Origin of the sequence: Serratia marcescens (genome assembly GCF_006715005.1) — a bacterium.
Classification (GTDB): Bacteria; Pseudomonadota; Gammaproteobacteria; order Enterobacterales; family Enterobacteriaceae; genus Serratia; species Serratia montpellierensis.
The window spans coordinates 3731425-3756047 of the sequence record NZ_VFMJ01000001.1 but is presented as its reverse complement, the minus strand read 5'-3'; the positions used below and the strand labels follow the sequence as shown (position 1 = coordinate 3756047).

The 24623-nt window shown below is 62.3% G+C and carries 19 protein-coding genes and 1 riboswitch; of the genes, 5 read left to right on the top strand and 14 right to left on the bottom strand.

The window, feature by feature from the left end; genetic code table 11:
- Nucleotides 1-9: 9 nt before the first annotated feature.
- Entirely contained in the window at nt 10-2370 is a 2361-nt protein-coding gene (gene lptD, locus FHU12_RS18280) for an LPS assembly protein LptD (protein WP_141971000.1), read from the bottom strand.
- Nucleotides 2371-2598: 228 nt separating this feature from the next.
- Here lptD and djlA point away from each other — a divergent pair, with 228 nt between their 5' ends.
- On the top strand, nt 2599-3420 hold the full coding sequence (gene djlA / locus FHU12_RS18275) for a co-chaperone DjlA (RefSeq protein WP_015376627.1): 822 nt from the start codon (nt 2599-2601) through the stop codon (nt 3418-3420).
- 143 nt (nt 3421-3563) lie between these two features.
- On the opposite strand, the gene rluA is transcribed toward djlA, so the two are convergent.
- From rluA to FHU12_RS18260, 3 genes are all read right to left on the bottom strand, one after another.
- The gene (gene rluA / locus FHU12_RS18270; RefSeq protein ID WP_043135978.1) at nt 3564-4214 is read right to left on the bottom strand and encodes a bifunctional tRNA pseudouridine(32) synthase/23S rRNA pseudouridine(746) synthase RluA; all 651 of its coding nucleotides are present in this window, start codon (nt 4212-4214) and stop codon (nt 3564-3566) included.
- A 57-nt stretch (nt 4215-4271) separates the two neighbouring features.
- A complete protein-coding gene (rapA, locus tag FHU12_RS18265) occupies nt 4272-7178 on the bottom strand; it encodes an RNA polymerase-associated protein RapA (RefSeq protein WP_141970998.1) in 2907 nt (968 codons plus the stop codon).
- A 247-nt stretch (nt 7179-7425) separates the two neighbouring features.
- Nucleotides 7426-9792, bottom strand: a complete 2367-nt coding sequence (locus FHU12_RS18260; protein ID WP_141970996.1) for a DNA polymerase II — start codon at nt 9790-9792, stop codon at nt 7426-7428.
- Nucleotides 9793-10006: 214 nt separating this feature from the next.
- Here FHU12_RS18260 and FHU12_RS18255 point away from each other — a divergent pair, with 214 nt between their 5' ends.
- On the top strand, nt 10007-10777 hold the full coding sequence (locus FHU12_RS18255; protein ID WP_126179554.1) for a DedA family protein: 771 nt from the start codon (nt 10007-10009) through the stop codon (nt 10775-10777).
- 27 nt (nt 10778-10804) lie between these two features.
- On the opposite strand, the gene ilvN is transcribed toward FHU12_RS18255, so the two are convergent.
- From ilvN to sgrR, 7 genes are all read right to left on the bottom strand, one after another.
- Nucleotides 10805-11098, bottom strand: a complete 294-nt coding sequence (gene ilvN / locus FHU12_RS18250) for an acetolactate synthase small subunit (protein WP_016929110.1) — start codon at nt 11096-11098, stop codon at nt 10805-10807.
- A 3-nt stretch (nt 11099-11101) separates the two neighbouring features.
- Complete coding sequence (gene ilvB / locus FHU12_RS18245) at nt 11102-12796, bottom strand: acetolactate synthase large subunit (RefSeq protein ID WP_141970994.1); 1695 nt, start codon at nt 12794-12796, stop codon at nt 11102-11104.
- Nucleotides 12797-12907: 111 nt separating this feature from the next.
- Complete coding sequence (gene ivbL, locus FHU12_RS18240) at nt 12908-13021, bottom strand: ilvB operon leader peptide IvbL (protein ID WP_154747116.1); 114 nt, start codon at nt 13019-13021, stop codon at nt 12908-12910.
- A gap of 88 nt (nt 13022-13109) precedes the next feature.
- Nucleotides 13110-13814, bottom strand: coding sequence for a thiamine ABC transporter ATP-binding protein ThiQ (gene thiQ / locus FHU12_RS18235; protein ID WP_025301552.1), 705 nt, complete (start codon nt 13812-13814; stop codon nt 13110-13112).
- The gene (gene thiP, locus FHU12_RS18230; protein ID WP_043135960.1) at nt 13801-15408 is read right to left on the bottom strand and encodes a thiamine/thiamine pyrophosphate ABC transporter permease ThiP; all 1608 of its coding nucleotides are present in this window, start codon (nt 15406-15408) and stop codon (nt 13801-13803) included. Before thiP ends, thiQ begins: the two co-directional genes overlap by 14 nt.
- Nucleotides 15384-16370 carry a thiamine ABC transporter substrate binding subunit gene (thiB, locus tag FHU12_RS18225; protein WP_141970992.1) on the bottom strand — a complete coding sequence of 329 codons (987 nt, stop codon included), beginning with the start codon at nt 16368-16370 and terminating at the stop codon, nt 15384-15386. Before thiB ends, thiP begins: the two co-directional genes overlap by 25 nt.
- Nucleotides 16371-16427: 57 nt before the next feature.
- A riboswitch (TPP riboswitch) is annotated at nt 16428-16546 on the bottom strand.
- Between the two features lie 37 nt (nt 16547-16583).
- Nucleotides 16584-18245 (bottom strand): HTH-type transcriptional regulator SgrR, encoded by a 1662-nt coding sequence (sgrR, locus tag FHU12_RS18220; protein ID WP_141970990.1) that lies wholly within the window; start codon nt 18243-18245, stop codon nt 16584-16586.
- Between the two features lie 90 nt (nt 18246-18335).
- Here sgrR and sgrT point away from each other — a divergent pair, with 90 nt between their 5' ends.
- The 3 genes from sgrT (at nt 18336) to FHU12_RS18205 (ending at nt 21479) form a co-directional block, all read left to right on the top strand.
- Nucleotides 18336-18509, top strand: coding sequence for a glucose uptake inhibitor SgrT (sgrT, locus tag FHU12_RS18215; protein WP_004932838.1), 174 nt, complete (start codon nt 18336-18338; stop codon nt 18507-18509).
- 156 nt (nt 18510-18665) lie between these two features.
- Complete coding sequence (locus tag FHU12_RS18210) at nt 18666-19862, top strand: MFS transporter (protein ID WP_141970988.1); 1197 nt, start codon at nt 18666-18668, stop codon at nt 19860-19862.
- 144 nt (nt 19863-20006) lie between these two features.
- The gene (locus FHU12_RS18205; protein WP_141970986.1) at nt 20007-21479 is read left to right on the top strand and encodes a DASS family sodium-coupled anion symporter; all 1473 of its coding nucleotides are present in this window, start codon (nt 20007-20009) and stop codon (nt 21477-21479) included.
- 37 nt (nt 21480-21516) lie between these two features.
- Here the strand turns inward: FHU12_RS18205 and leuD are convergent, their stop codons facing one another.
- The 3 genes from leuD to leuB are packed head-to-tail and all read right to left on the bottom strand — an operon-like array spanning nt 21517 to nt 24622.
- Nucleotides 21517-22119 (bottom strand): 3-isopropylmalate dehydratase small subunit, encoded by a 603-nt coding sequence (leuD, locus tag FHU12_RS18200; RefSeq protein WP_141970984.1) that lies wholly within the window; start codon nt 22117-22119, stop codon nt 21517-21519.
- 9 nt (nt 22120-22128) lie between these two features.
- A complete protein-coding gene (gene leuC, locus FHU12_RS18195; protein WP_141970982.1) occupies nt 22129-23529 on the bottom strand; it encodes a 3-isopropylmalate dehydratase large subunit in 1401 nt (466 codons plus the stop codon).
- 1 nt (nt 23530) lies between these two features.
- The gene (leuB, locus tag FHU12_RS18190) at nt 23531-24622 is read right to left on the bottom strand and encodes a 3-isopropylmalate dehydrogenase (protein WP_025159635.1); all 1092 of its coding nucleotides are present in this window, start codon (nt 24620-24622) and stop codon (nt 23531-23533) included.
- Nucleotide 24623 lies beyond the last annotated feature (1 nt).

The following is a 24623-nucleotide window of genomic DNA, read 5'->3' as shown; positions in this document are numbered from 1 at the left end:
TGCAAAGCGTCAGAATGCGCGCTGATACGGCAGAATGCCGGAGCGCAGCATTTCTGCGGAGCCGAGACTATGATCGCTGCTCAGGCCGCGCAGTTCGACGTTGAACGAAACTCTGTTGTCGTAAACGCTGGTATTGTTGCTGTTGTTCCAGTCGGTGATCTTGCGCTCATAGCCCAGAGTCACCGCCCAGCAGCAGGTGTTGTACTTCAGCCCCACCAGCTGATCGGCGGATTGTTTGGCGCGGGTGTCGTAATAATACGCCCCGACCACCGCCCAACGATCGGCGATCGGCCAGCTGCCGGTGATGCCCACCTGCGAGATGCCGTCCTGGAAGGCCGGAACCTGCCGGGTGTTCAGCGCCGTCTGGATATATTCCGGCGTGGCGTAACGGTAGTTCAACTGCACCACGCGCTCGCTGTCCTGGCGGTATTCCACCACGCCGTTGCCCAGCGAGATGCTGTTCAGGCGGGTGTCGTACTGCAGGCCGCCGCGCAGGCCCCAACGATCGTCGATTTTCCAATAGGTATCGCCGGCCCAGGCCACGCTGCCGGTGTCGTCGTTGTTGTCATAACCGGTCATCCGGTCACCGGTACGGGAACGGCTGAAGTAGTAGATTTGACCTACGGAAGCGTTAAAACGTTCAACCAGTGCGTCATCATAAATGCGGGTGGTCAAACCGGTAGAGACGCGGTTCTGCGAAGCGATGCGATCCAGGCCGCTGTAGGTGCGGTCGCGGAACAGGCCGGAGTAGTCGGTCTGCAGCAGCGTGGTGTCGTAGGTGTAGATGTTACTCTGGTCGCGGTACGGTACGTACAGGTACTGCACGCGCGGCTCCAGCGTCTGGGTGGCGCCTTCGGCCCAGATCATCGGGCGTTCGAACACCAGCTTGCCGTCGACCTTGAACTGCGGCAATACGCGGTTGACCGAGTCATCAAGTTCCGGTGCAGCGGCGCCTTTGCGGTTCTGGTAGTTGGTGGCGAAACCGTCAGGAATATCCTGCTGGTAGTGGGTCGCCATCACCTTGGCCTCGGTGTTCAGGCTGGCCCAGCCGTTGGTGAGCGGCAGGCTCAGCGTCGGCTCCATGTGCAGACGGGTAGCGTCCGGGCTGTACGGGTTGACGCTGGTGAACTTGGCCGCCTGGCCGTAAATATGGAAGTCGAACGGGCCGAGGTCGTTCTTGTAATAGTTCAGGTCCAGCTGCGGCTGAACTTTATATGAGTCCGACTGTGAACGATCGGTATCGTCGTAGATCTGGAACTGCTTGGAGCTCAGCGTGGCGTTCCAGTTCTCGTTGGCGTAGCCGAGGCTGAATTTCTGCGTGGCGTAGCCGTCGGTGGTGGAACCGTATTTGGAGTCAAGATCGGTGAAGTATTTGGAATCGCTGACCTTGGTGTAGTCGACGTTGAAGCGCCATACCTGATCCATGACGCCGTTGTGGTTCCAGTAGAACAACCAGCGTTTGTTGTCGTCATGATCTTTGCCGTATTCCTTGTCGTCCGGCAGCCAGTCGAACTCCATCAGGCCGAGGCCCGGCTGCACCAGATAACGGAACTCGGTCTGCCACTGCAGGCCGCGCTTGGACATATAGTGCGGCGTGATGGTGGCGTCGTAGTTCGGCGCAATGTTCCAGTAGTACGGCAACATGAACTCGAAGCCGTTGTTGCTGCCGTATTTGGCGTTCGGGATCAGGAAGCCGGAGCGGCGCTTGTCGCCGACCGGTAATTGCAGGTACGGGCTGTAGAACACCGGCACGCCACCGATGCGGAAGCGGGCGTTCCATATTTCCGCCACCTGCTCTTCGCGATCGTGGATCACTTCGGAGCCGACCACGCTCCAGCTGTCGTCACCCGGCAGACAGGAGGTAAAGGTGCCGTTTTCCAGGATGGTGTAGCGGTTGGCGCCGCGCATTTTCATCTTGTCGGCGTCGCCGCGCCCCTGGCGGCCTACCATCTGGTAGTCGCCTTCATAGACGTCGGTATCTTTGGTATTCAGGTTCGACCAGGCCTTCGGGCCTTTCAGTTTGATCTGATTGTCGCTGTAGTGCACGTCGCCGGTGGCGGTGACGGTGCGAACCGGATCCGTCTGGCCGGGTTTTTCCGTCTGGTTCAGCTCAACTTCTTTGGCGGTCAGGGTGCTATTGCCCTGCTCGACGCGCACGTTGCCGCTGAACAGGGCGCTTTTCGGGTAGTCGGCGCGCGAGTCATCGGCATTGATGGTCACCGGTTGGCTGTTCGGATCGCCGCTGACCAAAGGCTTGTCGTAAACGGGAACGCCAAGCATGCATTGCTCGGCCAGATCAGCCAGCGCATGCTGACTGTAGAGTGCCGTCCAAATCATCGTGGCCAGCAGTGTTGGGAAACTTTTTTTCATACGCGGTTTTGGTGTTCCGTCATCAGAGGCGTCATGTCCGGCAAACGGTCAGAGACTATATTACTCATCTGCGTTGCGCTAGTGCTAAATCCAGCCGTTTACTTGCGTCGTCGTTAGGCGCAAAGATAAATGACAGGTATGATAATCCAAATTCTAGGAAAAATCGCCTGCGCCCTTTCCTGAAACGGAGGAGAGCGGGCGGCTTTCGGCATGATAATTGAGGAGTATATGCAGTATTGGGGAAAACTGCTCGGCGTCATCGTTGCCATCTGGTCTGGCGCGGGATTCTGGGGTGTAGTTCTGGGGCTGATTATCGGTCATATGATCGATACGGCGCGCAGCAACAAGCGCAGCCGGGGATTTTTCACCGATCAGCAAACGCGGCAAACGCTGTTTTTCCGCACCACTTTTCAGGTCATGGGCCACCTGACCAAATCCAAAGGACGCGTCACCGAGGCGGATATCCAGATCGCCAGCCTGTTCATGGATCGTCTGCAGCTGCACGGCGAAGCGCGCACCGCCGCGCAGCAGGCGTTCCGCGAGGGCAAACAGAGCCAGTTCCCGCTGCGTGAGACGCTGCAGCAGTTCCGCAGCATCTGTTTCGGCCGCTTCGATTTGATTCGGATGTTTCTGGAAATTCAGATTCAGGCGGCGTTCGCCGACGGGTCGCTGCACCCGAATGAACGTCAGGTACTGTATGTCATCGCCGAAGAACTGGGCATTTCGCGGGCGCAGTTCGATCAGTTCCTCAGCATGATGGAGGGCGGGCGCCAGTTCGGCGGCGGTCAGCAGGGCGGGTATTCGCAGGGCGGCTATCAGCAGGCTCAGCGTGGCCCGACGCTCGACGATGCGTGCAAGGTGCTCGGCGTGCGCAGTAGCGACGATGCCGCCACCATCAAACGTGCCTACCGCAAGCTGATGAGCGAACACCATCCGGATAAGCTGGTGGCGAAAGGCTTGCCGCCGCAAATGATGGAAATGGCCAAGCAGAAAGCGCAGGAAATCCAGGCGGCGTACGACCTGATCAAACGCGAGAAAGGCTTTAAATAACGATACCCGTCATACTTCGAGCCGCAGGTGTGTTGGCTGCCCGCGCTTACCCCGGTCACGTACTTTTTGTACGCTCCCGGGGCTGCGCTTAGTTGCCGCCTTCCTGCAACTCGAATTATTTAGGGTATCCCTGAGTGATGGGCTCAGAAATCCGGCTCGGCGCGAAAGTGCATCGGCGTCTGGAAAGCGGGGTGGGTGATGCGCAGCTCCTGCGCGTGCAGCTGCAGCCGTGGCGCCATCGCTTTGGCTTCCGGCGGGGCATAGAAACCGTCGCCGAGGATCGGGTGTCCCAGCGCCAGCATGTGCACCCGCAGCTGATGCGAGCGGCCGGTGATCGGCGTTAGCTTCACGCGGGTGCTGCCGTCGGCGTCGCGCGACAGCACCCGATATTCCGTTTGCGCCGCTTTGCCGGTGTCAAAACAGACCTTCTGCAGCGGCCGGTTCGGCCAATCGCAGATCAGCGGCAAGTCCACCAACCCTTCGTCATGCGCCATATGCCCCCAAACGCGGGCGATATAGGATTTCTTCGGTTCGCGTTCGCGAAACTGACGCTTCAACTCACGCTCGGCGGCCTTGTTGAGCGCCACCACGATCACCCCGCTGGTGGCCATATCCAGCCGGTGCACCGATTCGGCGGCCGGGTGATCGGCCTGAATGCGGGTCATCAGGCTGTCTTTGTTTTCCGGCGCGCGGCCGGGCACCGACAGCAAGCCGCTCGGCTTGTTGACCACCATGATGTGTTCATCCTGATACAGGATGTGCAGCGGGTCCTGCGGGGGATTGTAGGGTTCCATCTTGGCTCCGCGAAAAGGGCCGAACGGGGAGACGGTGGTCTCCCCGCATCGCGCCGGTTACTGGTGGGTGACCACCACCAGACGAATGGCGTCCAGGCGCCAGCCGGCTTCATTGAGGTTAGCCAACACCTGACGGCGGTTGAACTCCAGCGTTTCGACTTCGTCGTCGCGGATGTTCGGGTTGACCGCCTTCAGCGCTTCCAGACGCGCCAGTTCGGCGCTCAGCTTGTCGTCCGCCTCTTGCTTCGCCTGTTCGATAAGCGTGCGTGCCTGCGCTTCCACCAGGCTTTCCGCCTGCTGCAGCATGGCGTGCACATCTTGCTGCACGGCGTTGACCAGCTTGCTGGAGGTGTGGCGGTTGACCGCGTTCAACTGGCGGTTGAAGCTTTCGAACTCGACCTGCGCCGCCAGGTTGGTGCCCTTGCGGTCCATCAGCATGCGGATCGGCGTCGGCGGCAGGAAGCGGGTCAGCTGCAGGTGCTTCGGCGCCTGGGCTTCCACCACGTACACCAGTTCAACCAGCAGAGTGCCAACCGGTAACGCTTTGTTTTTCAACAGGGACACCGCGCAGCTGCCGGTATCGCCGGAGAGGATCAGATCCAGGCCGTTGCGGATGATCGGGTGTTCCCAGCTGACGAACTGCGCATCTTCGCGCGACAGCGCCTGATCGCGGTCGAAGGTGACGGTGCAGCCGTCCTGCGGCAGGCCAGGGAAGTCCGGCACCAGCATATGATCGGACGGCGTCAGCACGATCAGGCTGTCGCTGCGGTCTTCCTGATTGATGCCGACGATGTCGAACAGGTTGAGCGCGAAGCCCACCAGATTGACGTCGTTATCCTGCTCGGCGATGGCGGCGGCCAGCGCCTGGGCCTTGTCGCCGCCGTTGGAGTGCATCTCCAGCAGCCGGTCGCGGCCCTGTTCCAGCTGCGCTTTCAACTGATCGTGCTGCTGGCGGCAGGCATGGATGAATTCGTCGAAGCCTTCCTGCTCGGTCGGCGCGGCCAGATAGCCGATCAACTGCTCGTAGCAGCTGTCGTAGATGGTGCGGCCGGTCGGGCAGGTGTGTTCGAAGGCATCCAGACCCTCGTGGAACCAACGGCCCAGCACCGCCTGCGCGGTGTGCTCCAGGTAAGGCACCATGATTTGGATATCGTGCATCTGACCGATACGATCCAGACGGCCGATACGCTGCTCCAGCAGATCCGGGTTGAACGGCAGATCGAACATCACCAGCTGGCTGGCGAACTGGAAGTTGCGGCCTTCGGAGCCGATCTCGGAACACAGCAGCACCTGTGCGCCTTCTTCTTCGGAGGCGAAGTAGGCGGCGGCTCGGTCGCGCTCGATGATCGACAGCCCTTCGTGGAACACGGCGGCGCGGATCGCTTCACGCTCGCGCAGTACCTGCTCCAGCTGCAGCGCGGTGTCGGCCTTGGCGCAGATCACCAGCACTTTTTCGTTACGGTTGGCCAGCAGGTAGTCCAGCAGCCACTCGACGCGCGGGTCGAAGTTCCACCAGGTGGCGTTTTCGCCCTCGAACTCCTGATAAATCTGCTCCGGGTACAGCATGTCGCGCGCGCGTGCTTCGACGGACTTCTTGGCGCCCATGATGCCGGAGACTTTGATCGCGGTCTGATACTGGGTCGGCAGCGGCAGCTTGATCTGGTGCAGGTTGCGGTGCGGGAAGCCCTTCACGCCGTTACGGGTGTTGCGGAACAGCACGCGGCTGGTGCCGTGGCGATCCATCAGCATGGAAACCAGCTCTTGGCGCGCCTGCTCGGCGTTGTCACCTTCGCTGTTGGCGGCTTTGAGCAGCGGTTCGATGTCCTGCTCGTCGATCAGCTCGCCCAGCAGGTTCAATTTGTCGTCGGTCAGGCGCTCACCGCTCAGCAGCAGGGTGACGGCGTCGGCCACCGGGCGATATTTTTGCTGCTCGGCAACGAACTCGCCGTAGTCATGGAAACGATTTGGATCGAGCAGGCGCAGGCGCGCAAAGTGGCTCTGTTGGCCCAGCTGTTCCGGGGTGGCGGTCAGCAGCAGCACGCCGGGGATATGCTCGGCCAGCTGTTCGATCACCTGATATTCGCGGCTCGGCGCTTCTTCGCTCCAGGCCAGGTGGTGCGCTTCGTCGACCACCAGCAGATCCCACTGGGCGTCCGCCAGCTCTTCCAGGCGCTGCTTGTTGCGGCGCACGAAGTCCAGCGAGCAGGTCACCAGCTGTTCGGTTTCGAACGGGTTGCTGCTGTCGAGCTTGGCTTCGGCGTAGCGGCTGTCGTCGAACAGCGAGAAGTAGAGGTTGAAGCGGCGCATCATCTCCACCAGCCACTGGTGCTGCAGCGTTTCCGGCACCACGATCAACACGCGTTCGGCGCGGCCCGCCAGCAACTGCTGGTGGATGATCATGCCGGCTTCGATGGTTTTACCGAGGCCGACTTCGTCTGCCAGCAGGACGCGCGGCGCATGACGCTGACCGACTTCATGGGCGATGTGCAACTGGTGCGGGATCAGGCTGGCGCGCATGCCGCGCAGGCCGGCGAACGGCAGCCGATACTGCTCGCTCTGGTATTTGCGCGCGCGGAAACGCAGCGCGAAACGGTCCATGCGGTCGATCTGGCCGGCGAACAGGCGATCCTGCGGTTTGCTGAAGGTCAGCTTGCTGTCCAGCAGCACTTCGCGCATCGCCACGCCGCCTTCCTGGGTGTCCTGGCGGGTGCCGATATAGGTCAACAGACCGTTTTCCTCTTTCACCTCTTCCACCTGCAGCTGCCATCCCTCGTGGCTGCTGACGGTATCGCCCGGGTTGAACATCACGCGGGTGATCGGCGAATCATTTCTGGCATAGAGGCGGTTTTCACCGGTGGCGGGGAAAAGCAGGGTAACCATGCGCGCGTCCAGCGCCACGACGGTGCCCAGTCCTAATTCGCTTTCCGTATCGCTGATCCAGCGTTGACCAAGAGTAAAAGGCATATATTGTCGGCTCGATTCTTTGTAAGTAAGTCTTGTTACCGGGCGGGAAGGGCCGCGGCACCTGTACTGAACGTCTGCTAATCCCGGTTTGTTTTAAATTTGACGGGCAATAGCCGTTCACGCCATGCAGACGTCGCGAGACGGCAGGGCTAAGCGTGGTTCAGTTTTGGGAAGGGCGCTATGGTAATGGAAGGCGGCGCGTTCGTCACCTGCAAAACCGGATGATTTTTCTTAACCTGGCGCAATCTCAAAACAGCCCCATCTGCCCGGTGACCAGCGTAGTGAAATCGTCGTGCAAGAAAGGGAGTATAGCGTCTGCCACCGGTTGCAGCTGGCGTTCGAGGTAATGCTGATAGTCGATGGGCGAATGGCGGGTTTCCAGTGGTTCCGGCCCGGCGACGGTCATCACATAGCTGATCCAGCCGCCGTTCTGATACTGCAGCGGCCGCCCCTGGCTGCGGTTGTAGTCGTCGGCGATGCGCGCGGCGCGGGCGTGCGGCGGCACGTTGCGCTGATAGTCGTCGAGTTTCCTGCGCAGCCGTTTGCGGTACACCAGCTGATCGTCGAAGTCGCCGTTCAGGGTTTTGCCGACGTAGTCGCGCACGTAGTCCTGGTAGGGTTGCCGTTTGAAGATGCGCTGATAGAGCTGCTGCTGGAACTCCTGCGCCAGCGGCGTCCAGTCGGTGCGCACCGTTTCCAGGCCTTTGTACACCATTTCTTCCTGGCCGTCGGCACGCGCGATCAGGCCGGCGTAGCGTTTCTTGCTGCCCTGTTCGGCGCCGCGAATGGTCGGCATCAGGAAGCGGGAATAGTGGGTTTCGAACTCCAGCTCCAGCGCGTTCTCCAGCCCGAACTGCTGCTGCAGATGCTGCTGCCACCAGGCGTTGACCCGTTGCACCAGCGCCCGGCCGATCTGCGCGGCCTGCTGCTCGTCATGCGGCTGTTTCAGCCACACGAAGGTGGAGTCGGTGTCGCCGTAAATCACCTGATAGCCATCGGCTTCGATCAGCTCGCGGGTTTGGCGCATGATCTCGTGGCCGCGCAGAGTGATCGACGACGCCAGCCGCGGATCGAAGAAGCGGCAGCCGCTCGATCCCAGCACGCCGTACAGCGCGTTCATGATGATCTTCAACGCCTGCGACAGGGGCTTGTTGTGCTGGCGCTTGGCGGCCTCGCGCCCCTGCCAGATCTGTTCGACGATCGCCGGCAGGCAGTGTTTGTTGCGCGAGAAACGGGCGTTGCGAAAGCCGGGCACCGAATCGGCGTCGCTGGGGTGGCGCATGCCTTCCACCAACCCGACCGGATCGATCAGGAAGGTGCGGATGATCGACGGGTACAGACTTTTATAGTCCAGTACCAGCACCGAATCGTACAGGCCGGGCTGGGAGTCCATCACGAAGCCGCCGGGGCTGTGCTCCTCCGGCTGTTCGCCAAGGTTGGGGGCGACAAAGCCCAGGCGATGCATGCGCGGCATATAGAGGTGGCTGAAGGCCGCCACCGATCCGCCGCTGCGATCGGCCGCCAGCCCGGTGACGGTGGCGCGCTCCAGCAGGAAGTTGAGCAGATCGGCCTTGGCGAAGATGCGCGTCACCAGCTCGCAGTCCTTCAGGTTGTAGCGGGCCAGCGCCGGCTTGTCTTCGGCGAAGCGTCGGTCGATCTCCGCCATGCGCTGATAAGGGTTGTCGATCGCCTTGCCTTCGCCCAGCAGCGCCTGCGAAACGTATTCCAGGCTGAAGGAAGGAAAGTTCCAGGTGGCGGATTTCAGCGCCTCGATGCCGTCGATGATCAGGCGGCCGGCGGCGGCGGCGAAAAAGTGATTCTGCTTGAAGCCGTGCTCGCGCCACTCCAGCAGGTTGCCGCCACGCCCCAGCCGCAGCGGGATTTGGTAGCGTTCGGCGTGCTTTTGCAGTACTCGCAGATCGAACTGCACCAGGTTCCAGCCGATGATGGCGTCGGGATCGTGGCGCTCCAGCCACGCGTTCAACCGTTCCAGCAGCTGAGGGCGGCTGGCGCAGTATTCCAAATCGAAATCCAGCGGCTCATCGCCGCCGTTGGCCGGCCCCAACATGTAGACCTGCCGCTGGCCACAGCCTTCCAGCGCGATGGAGTAAAGCTCGCCGTGGGCGGTGGTTTCGATATCCAGCGACACCAGCCTGAGCGTCGGGCGGTAGTCCGGCGCCGGCTTCATCTGGCCGCTGAGCAACGGCCCATCGCCGTTGTCCTGGCCGTTGAACCACACCGGCGCGGTGATGAAGCGTTCCATCAGGTAGCGCTCGGGCGGGCGAACGTCGGCTTCATAGACCGCAACGCCGCCTTCCCGCAGCAGCTTTTCCAGCTTGATGAGCTGACGGTGCTGGCGGCAGTACAACCCCAGCATTGGGCGGTGGTGAAAATCCGTCAGTGCCAGCGGTTTCAGTTCGACTTGCCGTTCTTCACGCAGCAGCAGTTCCGCGCGCTGCCTTTGTTCGGCGGGGATAAACGCCACCGAGGTTTGCGGCGGCAGGCGCAGTTGACGCGGGCCTGCGTCGGTCGCCAGCCAAAATTCGACCTCGGTGCCGGCGGGCGTGTCGCGCCAGTGGCGAGTGAGCAGGAAACCCTGTTGCAGTGCTGTCATAACCCCTTCGTCTTCGGCCGGGCGGCGTGCGCGACATTCAGCGAGATGTCGGTTTTGGCGCTAATATAGATAAATTATAGTATGTGTTTTTATACAGTCATTGTCCATCGGCGTACGGCGCTGCCAAATACGCATACAATTCATCGATTGACTCGTCTGCGGCGGCACTGGAAAATCCTCCGCCCCGTTTGGCCGAATAATCTGCAGAGGTGTAATGGAAGCCTATTTACAAGATTTGATCACCCAGTCCCTGGCTTTCACCCTGATGGTCGTTCTGCTGGTCGCTTTTCTCGAGTCGTTGGCGCTGGTGGGGCTGCTGCTGCCCGGCACGGTGATGATGGCCAGCATCGGCGCGCTGATCGGCAGCGGCAAAGTGGACTTTTACTACGCCTGGGCGGCGGGGATCGTCGGCTGCCTGCTCGGCGACTGGATCTCCTATTTCGTCGGCCGCGCCTTTAAGGGGCCTTTGCACCGCTGGTCGTTCCTGAAGAAGAACAAAGCGCTGCTCGACAAAACCGAACACGCCTTGCACCAGCACAGCATGGCGACCGTTCTGATCGGCCGCTTCGTTGGCCCGACGCGCCCGCTGGTGCCGATGGTGGCCGGCATGCTCGATCTGCCGCCGTACAAGTTCGCGCTGCCGAACATCATCGGCTGCCTGACCTGGCCGCCGGTCTATTTCTTCCCCGGCATTTTGGCGGGCGTGGCGATCGACATTCCCGCCGGCGCCAACAGCGCGATGTTCAAGTGGCTGCTGCTCGCTGCGGCGCTCACCCTCTGGCTGGCGGTGTGGCTGAGCTGGCGCTGGTGGCGTGAGGGCAAACGCAACGCCGATCGGCTGAGCCGTTGGCTGACGCCGCTGCGGCTGCGCGTGGTGTGCGCCGTGAGTTGGCTGGCGGCGCTGGCGGTTGGCTATCTGCTGAGCCAGCAGCCGCTGATGCCGGTGTATCGGCACCTGTTGTGGCAGGTGCTGTCCGGGCAATGATTGCGGGGGCGTAAGCCCCCGTTTGCCTTACTGGAAGAACGCTTCCAGCTGTTCAAATACCCGCACGTCTTCGCTGTGGCGCTTCACCTGCAGCACGTCTTCCAGCTTTTCCACCTGGCTTATCATTTGCTCCAGCCGCTGATCGTCGGCGACCAGTAGCCAAATGCGGCTCTGCTGGCCGTCCTTCAGCGGCAGACACAGAATGCCTTCGACGTTGAACGCGCGGCGGGCGAACAGCCCGCAAACGTGCGACATGACGCCGGGATGGTTGCGCACGGCCAGCTCCAGGATCACCTGGGGTTTATCTTGTGGTTGCAGCATGGCTTATTCTCCAATCATGTCGATGTTGGCGGCGCCCGGCGGCACCATCGGGAACACTTTTTCGTTGATGTCGATCAGCGCGTGGATTAGGCAAGGACCCGGGCGTTGGATCGCTTCGGCCAGTGCGGCCTGCGGATCTTCCGCGGCGTTCAGATCGCAGGTATCCAGCCCGAATCCGGCGGCGATCTTCAGGAAGTTGGTGCGCTTCGGATAGGCGGCGGCGAAGATGCGCTGCTGGTAGAACAGGGTTTGCTGCTGGTGCACCAGCCCCAGCGCCTGGTTGTTCATCAAAATGATTTTCACGTCCAGATCGTGTTCGACCGCGGTGGCCATTTCCTGAATGTTCATCATCAGGCTACCGTCGCCGGAGAAGCACAGCACTTTACGCTCGGGCTCCGCCAGCGCCGCACCGATCGCCGCCGGCAGACCGAAGCCCATGGTGCCCAGGCCGCCCGACGTCAGCCACTGGCGCGGCCGGCTCAGCGGATAGGCCTGCGCCACCCACATCTGATGCTGGCCCACGTCGGTGGTGATAATGGCGCTGTCGTCCACGCAGCGCGCGGCGGCCAGCACCAGGCCGTAATGGCTCAGCGGATCGTCGGCGTTCGGCATGTTGAACGGGAACTCGCGCTTCAGGTCGTTGACCGTGTTCAGCCACGCGCTGCGCGGCTGCGTGTCGATCTGCGGCAGCAGCTGTTGCAGTACCTGGCCGACGTCGGCATGGATCGCCACGTTGGCCTGTTTGACCTTGCCCAGCTCGGCGCGGTCGATATCCACGTGAATGATGGCGGCGTTAGGGCAGAACTGCTCGGTTTTGCCGATTGCCCGATCGTCGAAGCGCGCGCCCAGCACGATCAGCAGATCGGCCTCCTGCAGAATGAAATTGGTGCTGCGCGCCGCGTGCATGCCCAGCATGCCCAGCGACAGCGGGTGTTCCACCGGCATCGCCCCCAGCGCCATCAGCGTCATGGTGGTAGGCAGACCGGCGCGCTCAGCCAGTTCCAGCGCCTGGTGGTGAGCGTCGGCGCAGATGATGCCGCCGCCCAGGTAGAGGATCGGGCGTTTCGCCTGATTGATCATCGCGGCGGCCTGCGAAACCAGCGCCGGATCGAAGCTCGGAGCGGCGTCCGGCACGGCGATCGGCGGCAGCTCTTCCAGCGTGATGGTGGCGGTTTGCACGTCTTTCGGCACATCGATCCAGACCGGGCCGGGGCGACCGGATTCGGCGATGCGGAACGCGTCGCCGATCACCTGCGGCAGTTCGCGGATATCGCGCACCAGATGGTTGTGCTTGGTGATCGGGATGGAAATGCCGTAGGTGTCCACTTCCTGGAAGGCGTCGGTGCCGATCATCGAGGAGGGCACCTGACCGGTGATGCACACCAGTGGAATGGAGTCGAGCTTGGCGTCGGCGATGGCGGTGACCAGGTTAGTGGCACCCGGCCCGCTGGAAGCGATGCACACCGCCGCTTTGCCGTTGGCGCGCGCCATGCCCTGCGCCATAAAGCCCGCGCCCTGTTCGTGGCGCGCCAGCACGTGGTGAATGCGGGTGCTTTGGCTCAGCGCGTCATACAGCGGCAGCGCCGCGCCGCCGGGGATGCCGGCGACGGTGGTGATGCCCTGACGCTCCAGCAGATGAACGATCAATTGTGCGCCGGTGAAGCGGGTGCTCGGTTGAGGCGTGCCCGAAGTTGCCATGTTCCTGTCCTTTCTCAAGGCCGGTGAGCTTTGCTGGGCAGGGTGCTAAAACAAGAAACCCCGCCCGGTTTGCGCCGGCGGGGTTTGGGAATCGATGCGTTGATTCGGACCCTACGGCGCATTGCCGACGACCACCACCACACGCACGACGACCACCGCGGCTGGTAGCGCGGTAACTAGTAGGGTCGAAGTCAGCGAGGATGCGATCACAGGGAACCTTATCATCAGTAAAAAAAGTCAGGTTTTTATAAAAACACAGGCGCAAAATTCGCACAACAGGTTTATTGGCGCAGCATAAAAAACGCGCGTCAGATCACGCTTTACCCGAAATGCCCAGCACGCGCGCTTCGGGCGCGCTGCCGTCCAGCAGGGCCTGCGTCGGGCCGTCGTAGTAGATGCGCCCGTCGACCACCAGCAGCGTGCGCGGCGCGATGCGCGCGGCGTCGTCGAGGTTATGCGACACCATCAGCAGCGTCAGGTTGCGCTGTTCGCACACCGTCTGCAGCAGCTGCAGCATCTCGTTGCGCAGCGCCGGATCGAGCGCCGAGAAGGGCTCGTCGAGCAACAGGATCGGCCGTTGGCGAATCAAACAGCGCGCCAGCGCGGCGCGCTGACGCTGACCGCCGGAAAGCTGCGATGGCAGGCGCTCCAGGTGTTCCTCCAGGCCGACCTGACGGGCGATATGCGCCCGCTGTTGGCGCTGCTGTTCAGTCAAGCGCAGACCGGGATCCAACCCCAGCCCGATGTTCTGCGCCACCGTCAGGTGCGCGAACAGGTTGTTTTCCTGAAACAGCATCGACACCGGCCGTTTGGCCGGCGGCGTGGCGGTGTGGTCCTCGCCGTTCAGCAGCAGCCGGCCGCTGGCCGCCGGCAGAAAACCGGCGATCAAACTCAGCAGGGTGCTTTTACCGGCGCCGCTGGGGCCGAGCACCGCGACGCGCTCGCCCGGCTGAATGCGCAGATCAAAGCGCATCGGCAGGTGTTCATACAGATAGGTCAGTTTTTCAAGCGTCAGCATGGCGCCCCGGTAAGCGTTCGATCAGGGTAAACAGCAGGAAGCACAACAGCAGCAACAGCAGCGCGGTCACCGCCCCGTCGTTGCTACGGTAGGCGCCAATCTGCTGATACAGGTAAAAAGGCAGGGTACGGAAATGCTCGTTGCCAAACAAGGCGACCACGCCGAAATCGCCGATCGACAGCACGCAGGCGAAGGCCAGCGCCTGCGCCAGCGGGCGGCGCAGCGCGCGCAGTTCGATCAGCCGCAGCCGTTGCCAGCCGCGGATATCCAGCGACAGGCACAGCGGGTTGTAACGTTCGGCGAGGTCGCGCATCGGGTTTTCCAACACCTTCAGCGCATAGGGTACCGCCATCAGCGCATTGGTGAGGATCACCAGCGCATAGGGCGACTGCGGCAGCCCGATCGTATCGCTCAGCAGCAGGAAGAAGCCGGTGGCCAGCACGATGCCCGGCATCGCCAGGATCACCATGCCGCTCAGCTCCAGCGCCTGGCCGCCGCGCAGCTGCTGCCGCAGCTTCAGCTCGCGGCTGCTCCACAGCAGCATCATCGTGAGCGCCACGCACAGCAGCCCGGCCCCGAGGGCGATGCGCAGCGACGTGAACAGCGCCTGCCACAGCACCGGCTGGCGCAGCACGCTGACGACGGCCTGATTGGCGCCGTCGGCGATCACCGCCAGCAGAGGCGGCAGCAGCAGGAGCAGCGCGGCGGCGATCAGCAGAAAATCGCCGACGCGTCGCCACCGGCTGTCTTCCGGGTTGCGCCAGCGTTGGGCGTGGGTATGGCCCACCGGCAGCGCCTGGCTCAGGCGCTGGCTGATCAACACCAGCCCCAGACAACAGCTTAACTGGATCAGCGCCAGCATGGCGGCGCGGCCCAGATCGTAGTCGTAACTCAGCGCCTGGTAGATCGCCAGTTCGATGGTGGTGGCCTGCGGTCCGCCGCCCAGCGACAGCACGGTGGCGAAGCTGGCGAAGCACAGCATAAAAATCAACGCGCCGCTCGGCAGGATCTGGCGGCGCAGCGCCGGCCATTCGACGAAGCGGAACTGCTGCCAGCCGCTCATACCCAGTTGGGCGGCCAGCTGGCGCTGCTCCACCGGGATGTTCTCCAGCGCCTGCAGCAACAGGCGGGTGGCCAGCGGCAGGTTAAAGAACAGGTGCGCCAGCAGAATGCCCTGCAGCCCGTAGGGCGAGAAGCCATATTCGACGCCCAGCCAGCCGCACAGCGTCGCCAGCCAGCCCTGGCGCCCATAGACGCTGAGCAGGCCGAACACTGCCACCAGCACCGGTAGCACCAGCGTCATGGCGCACAGCCGCAGCAGCAGCTGCCGGCCGGGGAAACGGCGGCGATAGAGCGCACGCGCCAGCAGAACGGCGGGCAGCACCGAAATCAGCGCCGACAACAGCGCCTGCCAGAAGGTGAAGCGCACCACGTGCCACAGGTAGCTGTCCTGCCACAGGCCGCGCCAGTCGCTGTCCGGCGCATGGCGCCACAGCGAGCCCATCGCCAGCGCGGCGACCAGCAGGATCACGCCGGCGGCCAGCAGCCCCGGCCAGAGCCAGCGGGGGATCAACGGCTGACGGCGGTTTGCCATGCCCGGATCCAACCGCCGCGTTGTGTGGCTACCTCTTCGGCGCTGTATTGCAGCGCGGTATGCGGTACGTTCATCTGCTCAAAGCCGACGGGCAGTGGGGTGTTGATCACCGGATACATCCAGTTGCCGGTCGGGATGGTGTTCTGGAACGCCGGCGTCACCATGAACTGCATGAAGCGCTCCGCCAGCTCAGGCTGTTTGGCGGCCTTCAGCTTGCCCGCCACTTCCACCTGCAGGTAGTGACCTTCGCTGAACATGGCGGCGGCATAGAGATCTTTTTTCTCTGCGATCAGGTGATAGGCGGGAGAGGTGGTGTAGCTGAGCACCAGATCGCCTTCGCCTTTCAGGAACAGGCCGTAGGCCTCGCTCCAGCCTTTGGTAACGGTGACGGTCTTTTTCGCTAACTGCTGCCAGGCGGCCGGCGCCTTGTCGCCATACACTTTTTGCATCCACAGCAGCAGGCCGAGGCCCGGCGTGCTGGTGCGCGGATCTTCGTAAATCACCTTCCAGTTGCGATCGCTGCTGATCAGCTCCTGCAGGCTTTTTGGCGGGTTCTTCAGTTTTTCTTTGTTGTAGACGAAGGCGAAGTATCCGTAGTCGTAAGGCACGAAGGTCGTATCCTGCCAGCCGCCCGGCACCGTCAGTTTGGCGGTGTCGACGCCGCTCGGCGCGAACAGGCCGGTTTGCTGCGCCGCCTGCAACAGGTTGTTGTCCAACCCCAGTACCACGTCGGCGGCGCTGTTCTTGCCCTCCATGCGCAGGCGGTTCAGCAGCGAGACGCCGTCTTCCAGCGCGACGAACTTCAGTTCACAGTCGCACTCGGCTTCGAAGGCTTTTTTCACCGCCGGGCCAGGGCCCCAGTCGGCGGCGAAGGAATCGTAGGTGTATACCGTCAGCGTCGGCTTGGCGAACACCGGCGCGGCGCACAGCAGCAATAAGCAGGGCAGATATTTTTTGACCACGTTGCACTCCTGAAAAATAAGGGGGCAAGGGCATCTGAGGGGGCGAGGCGGCGTCGCCGGTTCGCTGGGCTCAAATCCCTCCGCCGGTATTGACCGGATCAGGTTCGACGGGTGTGCTCTCAGCGGAAAATCGGGCTTATCACACGGCCCTATTCTCCGCACCCCGTTGAGACGGCGCTATTGTAAAGATTAACCGACCTGGGCGAAAGGCGCTTATGCCTCCGGCGGGGCAAACCAGGCGGACTTGAAGTCGAACCAGCCCAGTGTGTTCATCCGCACGCCGCGCATGCTGCGCTGGCCGTGCAGCTGCAGCCAGTGGTGGAACAGCGGATGCAGCTGGTGGTTGCTGACCAGGCGCCGGCAGAACTCGGCCAGCGGCAAGCGGTTGGCGCGCCACAGCGCCGCATCCTCCGCCAGATCCTCGTTCATGCAGTGCTGCATCAGCGGCAGTTCGTACAGCGTGGCGAACAGCGAAAACTCCAACGGCAGATAGAAGTTGGCGCTGCCGAGCCACAGATCGCTGCGCGCGTCGCCCTGGTGCCAGGTGGCGTAATCCACGCTTTGCACGATCAGGCGGATGCCGTGCTGCGCCAGCAGCGGTTCGATCGCCTGGCGAATGGCGTGAAACTCCGAATGCTCATTGAAGTGGGTCATCGTCAGTTCGGTCAGGCCCGCGGGTTTGGGCTGCTGCGCCAGCGTGCGGTTGTGGTGCCAGCGCGGCAGCAGGCCGTACGCCGGCGACCAGTAGCGCTGGTAGAGCGGCCCGGCGTGGCTCAGCAGCGAAATGGGGTTGATCAATTCGCACAGCCAACTGCGAATGGCGGGATCGGCCGCTAATGGGGATCGCTGATCGAACAGCAGGAAATAACAGCCTTCTTCCAGCCGGCTTTCCAGCTCGCTGTTGCCGGTTTCATTGCCCTGCAGCTGCACGCCGGAGTGCACCAGCTCTTCGGAGAATTCCGGCAGCACCCAGATATTGACCTCATCAATAAGCGCCCGGTAGCCGAAATAGTCGTCGAAGGCGTGGATCTTCATCTGGCTGGGAAGGTTGCGCACCACGCGGTAGGGGCCGGTGCCGACCGGATGGCGGGCGAAATCCGGCAGTTCGCGCCATTCGTGCGGCAGGATCATGGCCTGCACGCTGCCCAGCAGCCAGGGCAGCCAGTGGTCGGGGCTGCGCAGATGCACGTCGATAACAAACGGCGTCGGCGAGGTGACGCTCTCGATATGCGAGAACAGCGGTTGCGAGGTCAGACGCGAGAGGGAAGTGATGACGTCTGCCATCTCCAGCTCGCGGCCATGATGAAAATGGATTGCCGGGCGCAGATAAAACCGCCAGTGCAGCGGCGTCAGCGCCTGCCAATGGTGAGACAGATCGGATTCCAGTTCCCCGTTTTCCTCATTTATGCGCGTCAGGCCGTTGAAGATCTGGCGCGCCAAATGGGTCTCCGAACGCCGCAGCGCCGAGCCGGGCAGCAGGTTGTACAGCTGCCGATAGTAGAGCACCCGCAGGATGTGTTTACCCTGGCGGAAGCTGCGACCCAGCTGCGACAGCAGCATCTGGCGCACCACGTTTTTGTCGCCCACCAACTGCACCAACTGATCGATGCGGTCCTGCTCCAGCAGCTCCTCGGCCCGCTGTTGCTGCAGCGCCAGGCCGGTGTAGTGGAAGGTGAGCCGTGAACGCTTGCCGCGCCCCGACTCCGCCTGCCAGGTGAGCCAGCCTTCCCGCTGCATGGCGCTCAGCAGGGAGCGCACGTGGCGCCGCGAGCAGCTGAGCACCTCCGCCAGATCCTGGAGCGTGGTGTCAGTGGTTTCACCGTGACAGCGCTGCCACAGGCGGATGAACTGTTGCTGCAATCTGGACGTGGACATAAAAGAGGAACGCTCCCGCCTCAACTCGTCAATTTATCTTTCCCTATATTACGCCGATAATTTTCATCAATGAAAGGGGAGGGCGTAATCATGAAAGCTTTCTTATCCAGACAGTTCTATCAGCGCTATTTCAGCGCGGTGCGCCGCCAGCGCGCCGACTGGTTGAGCGTGGTGCCCGAACAGGCGCGGCTGGCGATGCTGGCGCACCTGACGCAATGGGATATCAAAGAGATGACGGACAAACAGTATCGCGAGCACCTGTAAGGCGCTGCGGTATAAAAGTTTCTGAGTAATGGTGCTGTTTCACCAGCCAGTGGGGCGACCCACTGGTTTTTTTATGCGTGGTCATGGCGATATGCTTGCATTTTTCTCGTCGTGGCCTAAGGTTCATTCTTCTGCTTTGAGGTCAGGGAAGACGATATGCAACGCCTGAGCCGGTTGTCACTGCGCATCAACCCCATCTTTGCCGCATTCCTGCTGATCGCTTTTCTCTCCGGCATCGCCGGCGCGTTGCTGACGCCGACGCTCAGCCTGTTTCTGACCACCGAGGTCAAAGTGCGGCCGCTGTGGGTCGGTCTGTTTTACACCGCCAACGCGGTGGCCGGCATTGTGGTCAGCTTCATGCTGGCCAAGCGCTCGGACACCCGCGGCGATCGGCGCAGGCTGATCCTGCTGTGCTGCCTGATGGCGGTCGGCAATTGCCTGTTGTTCGCCTTTAACCGCGACTACCTGACGCTGATCACTGCCGGGGTGTTGATGGCGGCGATCGCCAACACCGCCATGCCGCAGATCTTCGCGCTGGCGCGGGAATACGCCGACAGCGAGGCGCGTGAAGTCGTGATGTTCAGCTCGGTGATGCGCGCCCAGCTTTCGCTGGCCTGGGTGATTGGCCCGCCGCTGTCGTTTGCGTTGGCGCTGAACTACGGCTTTACCGTGATGTTCCTGATCGCCGCCGCCACCTTCGCGGTCTGCGTGCTGCTGGTCGGATTCATGCTGCCTTCGGTGCCGCGCGCGGCGGAGGGGGAAGGGTTGCGGGATGGCGCTTCCGCGCCGATTGCGCCCGCCAGCGCCTGGCGCAATCGCGACGTGCGTTGGCTCTTCATCGCCTCAATGCTGATGTGGACCTGCAATACCCTGTACATCATCGACATGCCGCTGTATATCACCGCCGATCTCGGCCTGCCGGAAGGGCTGGCCGGGGTGCTGATGGGCACCGCTGCCGGGCTGGAGATCCCGGCGATGCTGCTGGCCGGTTATTACGTCAAACGCTTCGGCAAGCGTAATATGATGCTGCTGGCGGTGGCGGCGGGCGTGCTGTTTTATCTCGGGCTGATCGTGCTGGCGGCCAAGCCGGCCCTGATCGCGCTGCAGCTGCTCAACGCGGTGTTTATTGGCATCGTCGCCGGTATCGGCATGCTCTATTTTCAAGATTTGATGCCGGGCCGACCGGGCGCCGCCACCACGCTGTTCACCAACAGTATCTCGACCGGGGTGATCCTGGCCGGGGTGCTGCAGGGCGTGCTGGTGGAGAACCTCGGTCATGGCTCGGTGTATTGGATGGCGGCGCTGTTGGCGCTGGCGGCGCTCTGGATGAGCGCCAAAGTGCGTGAAGTGTGAGGTCAAACGACGGCATTCTTGATGCAAGTCATTGAGAAGGCTGAAGCGGACGCCCAAGCTGAAGGCATATGGAGCGCGATCGTTGCGCCCACGCCCGTCTCGCTATTGAGATGCCGCCTTGTTGTTTAGAACAGTGGGAACGTTATGGATAAACTCACACCGCTCAAACCGCTTCCTTCCTTGTGCGCCCTCGCCGCCACGCTGATTATCTGGTTCCTCATTCCCGTGCCGGAGGGCGTTGCGCCCAACGCCTGGCAGCTGCTGGCGCTGTTTATTGGCACCATCATCGCCATCATCGGCAAGGCAATGCCGATTGGCGCGGTCTCAGTGATCGCCATCGCCCTGGTGGCGGTGACCGGCGTCACCAATCCCGGCAAGCCGGGCGCCGCGCTGGACGATGCGCTCAGCGGTTTTTCCAACCAACTGATCTGGCTGATCGGCTTTTCGATCATGATCTCCCTCAGCCTGAACAAAACCGGGCTGGGCGCGCGCATTGGCTATTACTTTATTTCGCTGTTCGGCAAAAAAACGCTGGGCATCGCCTATGCGCTGACGCTGGCGGAAACCACGCTGGCGCCGGTGACGCCGAGCAACACCGCGCGCGGCGGCGGCATCATTCACCCGATCATGAAATCGATCGCCGACAGTTTCGGTTCAAAACCGGAGCTCAATACCTCCGGCAAGATCGGCCGCTACCTGTCGCTGGTGAACTACAACATCAACCCGGTTACCTCGGCGATGTTTATCACCGCCACTGCGCCTAACCCGTTGATCGTCAGCCTGATCGCCAAAGGCACCCACGGCAGCTTCGAGCTGTCCTGGTCGATGTGGGCGATCGCTGCCCTGGTGCCGGGGCTGTGTTCGCTGATCGTGATGCCGTTGGTCATCTACCTGCTGTATCCGCCGGAGGTGAAAAGCACCCCAGACGCGCCGCGCTTCGCGCGCGAAAAACTGCAGGCGCTGGGGCCGGTGACGCTACCGGAGAAAATTACCCTTGGGGTGTTCGCGCTGTTGCTGGTGCTGTGGGCCGGCATCCCGGCGATGATCTTCGGCCCGGCGCTGGCGGTCAATCCCACCACCGCGGCGCTGATCGGCCTGGCGGTGTTGCTGGCCACCGGTGTGCTGAGCTGGGAGGATGTGCTGAAGCATAAAGGGGCCTGGGACACCGTGGTGTGGTTCTCGGCACTGGTGATGATGGCCAGCTTCCTCGGCAAGCTGGGGCTGATCGGCTGGCTGTCGCAGACCGTGGGCAACGGCATTGACCATATGGGTATGAGCTGGGTGGGCGGTACGATCTTGCTGACCCTTATCTATTTGTATTCGCACTATTTCTTCGCCAGTACCACGGCGCACGTGACGGCGATGTTCGCCGCCTTCTTCGCCGCCGGCATCGCGCTTGGCGCGCCACCGGCGCTGCTGGGCCTGATCCTGGCGTTCTCTTCCTCGCTGATGATGTCGTTGACGCATTACGGCACCGGCACCGCGCCGATCATCTTCGGCTCCGGCTACGTGACGCTGGGGGAATGGTGGAAAGCGGGATGGGTGATGAGCGTGGTTAACCTGCTGATCTGGATGCTGATCGGCGGGGCATGGTGGAAGCTGCTGGGCTACTGGTGAGGAAAAAATTCACCCGCCGGGCGGCGGGTGAAGGGGATTAATTCAGAAACGCCGGCTGCTGCGCTTCGTAGCGGGAGATGTCCGCTTCGTGCTGCAGCGTCAGGCCGATGCTGTCCAGCCCGTTGATCATGCAGTGGCGGCGGAAGCTGTCGATTTCGAACGGGTAGCTTTTGCCACCGGCGTTGACCGTCTGGTTCTCCAGATCCACCACGAACTCCGTCCCCTCGTTGGCGCCGACCAGGGTGAACAGCTCATCCACCTGCTGCTCGCTCAGCGTCACCGGCAACAGCTGGTTGTTGAACGAGTTGCCATAGAAGATATCGGCGAAGCTCGGCGCGATCACCACTTTGAACCCGTAGTCGGTCAGCGCCCAAGGGGCGTGCTCGCGCGAGGAACCGCAACCGAAGTTCTCGCGTGCCAACAGGATGCTGGCGCCTTTATAGCGCGGTTTGTTCAGCACGAACGCCGGGTTCGGCTGTTGGCCGGCGTCGTCGAGGAAGCGCCAGTCGTTGAACAGATGCTGGCCGAAGCCGGTACGGGTGACCTTCTGTAAGAACTGCTTGGGAATAATGGCGTCGGTGTCGACGTTGGCCGCATCTAAAGGCACCACTAAGCCGGTATGTTGAGTAAATTTAGCCACGTTAGCCCCTTAGTGAATGTCACGGATATCGGCGAAGTGACCGGCGACGGCGGCCGCGGCGGCCATCGCCGGGCTGACCAGGTGGGTGCGCCCACCGCGGCCCTGACGCCCTTCGAAGTTACGGTTGCTGGTGGACGCGCAGCGCTCGCCTGGATTCAGACGGTCGTTGTTCATCGCCAGACACATTGAGCAACCCGGCAAACGCCATTCGAAACCGGCTTCGATAAAGATTTTGTCCAACCCTTCGGCTTCCGCCTGGGCCTTCACCGGGCCGGATCCCGGCACCACGATGGCCTGCACGCCGCTGGCGACCTTGCGCCCCTTGGCTACCGCCGCCGCCGCTCGCAGATCTTCGATGCGGGAGTTGGTGCAGGAGCCGATGAACACTTTGTCGATCGGCACGTCGGTCAATTTGATGCCCGGCTTCAAATCCATGTAGGCCAAGGCTTTTTCCGCGGAGGCGCGCTCGACCGGATCGTTGAACGATTCCGGCGCCGGGATCGCCTGATTGACGGCGATCACCTGGCCGGGGTTGGTGCCCCAGGTGACCTGCGGCGCGATCTCTTCTGCGCGCAGCGTAACCACGGTATCGAACTGGGCGTCGGCGTCGGACTTCATCGTGCGCCAGTAAGCGACCGCTTGCTCCCAGTTTTCACCGGTTGGCGCGAACTGGCGCCCTTTCAGGTAGGCGAAGGTGGTGTCGTCCGGCGCAACCAACCCGGCCTTGGCGCCCATTTCGATCGCCATGTTGCACAGGGTCATGCGGCCTTCCATGCTCAACGCTTCGATCGCCTTGCCGCAGAACTCCACCACGTGGCCGGTGCCGCCGGCGCTGCCGGTTTTGCCGATCACCGCCAGCACGATGTCTTTGGCGGTAATGCCCTCGGCGGCGTCGCCGGTGACTTCAATCTTCATGGTCTTGGCGCGGCCCTGCTTCAGGGTCTGGGTCGCCAGCACGTGTTCTACTTCGGAGGTGCCGATACCGAACGCCAGTGAGCCGAAAGCGCCGTGGGTGGCGGTGTGCGAGTCGCCGCAGACGATGGTCATGCCCGGCAGCGTCATGCCTTGCTCCGGCCCGATCACATGCACGATGCCCTGGAACGGGTGGTTCAGGTCATACAGCGAAACGCCGAATTCCGCGCAGTTCTTGATCAGCTCCTGCATTTGGATGCGCGCCATTTCGCCGCTGGCGTTGATGTCTTTGGTCTGGGTCGACACGTTGTGATCCATGGTGGCGAAGGTTTTGCCGGGTTGGCGCACCTTGCGGCCCATGGCGCGCAGGCCGTCGAACGCCTGGGGTGAGGTGACTTCGTGCACCAGGTGACGGTCGATATACAGCAACGGCGTTTCGTTCGGCGCTTCGTGCACCACGTGGGCGTCGTACAGCTTCTGGTATAAGGTCTTGGCCATGTTATGCCCCCTGAGCTACAAAGCGAGCGATGATGTCACCCATTTCATCGGTGCTGACGGCTTTGCCGTCACCGGCCAGATCGGCGGTGCGGTAGCCCTGTTCCAACGCCTGGTTGATGGCGCGCTCCACGGCGTCGGCCGCTTCATCGGCGCCCAGGCTGTAACGCAGCAGCAGGGTGGCGGACAGGATCTGCGCAATCGGGTTGGCGATGCCTTTGCCTGCAATATCCGGCGCGGAACCGCCCGCCGGTTCGTACAGGCCGAAGCCTTGCTCGTTCAGGCTGGCGGACGGCAACATGCCCATCGAGCCGGTGATCATCGCGCATTCGTCGGACAGGATGTCGCCGAACAGGTTGGAGCACAGCAGCACGTCGAACTGGGACGGATCCTTGATCAGCTGCATGGTGGCGTTGTCGATATACATATGCGACAGCGACACGTCCGGGTAATCCTTGGCGACCTGATTGACCACCTCACGCCACAGGATAGAACTCTGCAGCACGTTGGCCTTGTCGATCGACGTCACCTTGTGGCGGCGCTTGCGGGCGGATTCGAAGGCGATGCGTGCGATGCGTTCAATCTCGAAACGGTGATACACCTCGGTATCGAAAGCGCGCTCCTGCATGCCCTGGCCTTCGCGGCCCTTCGGTTGGCCGAAGTAGATGCCACCGGTCAGTTCGCGCACGCACAGAATGTCGAAGCCGCGGGCGGCGATGTCGGCGCGCAGCGGGCAGAATGCCTCCAGCCCTTGATACAGGCGCGCCGGACGCAGGTTGCTGAACAGTTTAAAGTGCTTGCGCAGCGGCAACAGCGCGCCGCGTTCCGGCTGCTCGGCCGGCGGTAGGTGTTCCCATTTCGGGCCGCCCACTGAGCCGAACAGGATGGCGTCGGCCTGCTCACAGCCGGCGACGGTTGCCGCCGGCAACGGGCTGCCGTGGCGATCGATGGCGATGCCGCCGACGTCGTACTCGGCGGTGGTGATGCGAATGTCAAAGCGTTGACGCACCGCGTCCAACACTTTGCGCGCCTGAGCCATTACTTCCGGGCCGATGCCGTCTCCGGGCAAGACGGCAATGTGATAAGTCTTCGTCATG

Excerpts from the sequence above, each read along its gene's own strand:
- sgrR (WP_141970990.1), bottom strand. The coding sequence starts at position 18,245 with ATGTCCACGTCCAGATTGCAGCAACAGTTCATCCGCCTGTGGCAGCGC.
- ilvB (WP_141970994.1), bottom strand. The coding sequence starts at position 12,796 with ATGGCAACTTCGGGCACGCCTCAACCGAGCACCCGCTTCACCGGCGCA.
- rluA (WP_043135978.1), bottom strand. The coding sequence starts at position 4,214 with ATGGAACCCTACAATCCCCCGCAGGACCCGCTGCACATCCTGTATCAG.
- FHU12_RS18205 (WP_141970986.1), top strand. The coding sequence starts at position 20,007 with ATGGATAAACTCACACCGCTCAAACCGCTTCCTTCCTTGTGCGCCCTC.
- lptD (WP_141971000.1), bottom strand. The coding sequence starts at position 2,370 with ATGAAAAAAAGTTTCCCAACACTGCTGGCCACGATGATTTGGACGGCA.
- ilvN (WP_016929110.1), bottom strand. The coding sequence starts at position 11,098 with ATGCTGCAACCACAAGATAAACCCCAGGTGATCCTGGAGCTGGCCGTG.
- thiP (WP_043135960.1), bottom strand. The coding sequence starts at position 15,408 with ATGGCAAACCGCCGTCAGCCGTTGATCCCCCGCTGGCTCTGGCCGGGG.
- FHU12_RS18255 (WP_126179554.1), top strand. The coding sequence starts at position 10,007 with ATGGAAGCCTATTTACAAGATTTGATCACCCAGTCCCTGGCTTTCACC.
- thiQ (WP_025301552.1), bottom strand. The coding sequence starts at position 13,814 with ATGCTGACGCTTGAAAAACTGACCTATCTGTATGAACACCTGCCGATG.
- rapA (WP_141970998.1), bottom strand. The coding sequence starts at position 7,178 with ATGCCTTTTACTCTTGGTCAACGCTGGATCAGCGATACGGAAAGCGAA.
- leuB (WP_025159635.1), bottom strand. The coding sequence starts at position 24,622 with ATGACGAAGACTTATCACATTGCCGTCTTGCCCGGAGACGGCATCGGC.
- ivbL (WP_154747116.1), bottom strand. The coding sequence starts at position 13,021 with ATGATAAGGTTCCCTGTGATCGCATCCTCGCTGACTTCGACCCTACTA.
- FHU12_RS18260 (WP_141970996.1), bottom strand. The coding sequence starts at position 9,792 with ATGACAGCACTGCAACAGGGTTTCCTGCTCACTCGCCACTGGCGCGAC.
- sgrT (WP_004932838.1), top strand. The coding sequence starts at position 18,336 with ATGAAAGCTTTCTTATCCAGACAGTTCTATCAGCGCTATTTCAGCGCG.
- leuC (WP_141970982.1), bottom strand. The coding sequence starts at position 23,529 with ATGGCCAAGACCTTATACCAGAAGCTGTACGACGCCCACGTGGTGCAC.
- djlA (WP_015376627.1), top strand. The coding sequence starts at position 2,599 with ATGCAGTATTGGGGAAAACTGCTCGGCGTCATCGTTGCCATCTGGTCT.
- FHU12_RS18210 (WP_141970988.1), top strand. The coding sequence starts at position 18,666 with ATGCAACGCCTGAGCCGGTTGTCACTGCGCATCAACCCCATCTTTGCC.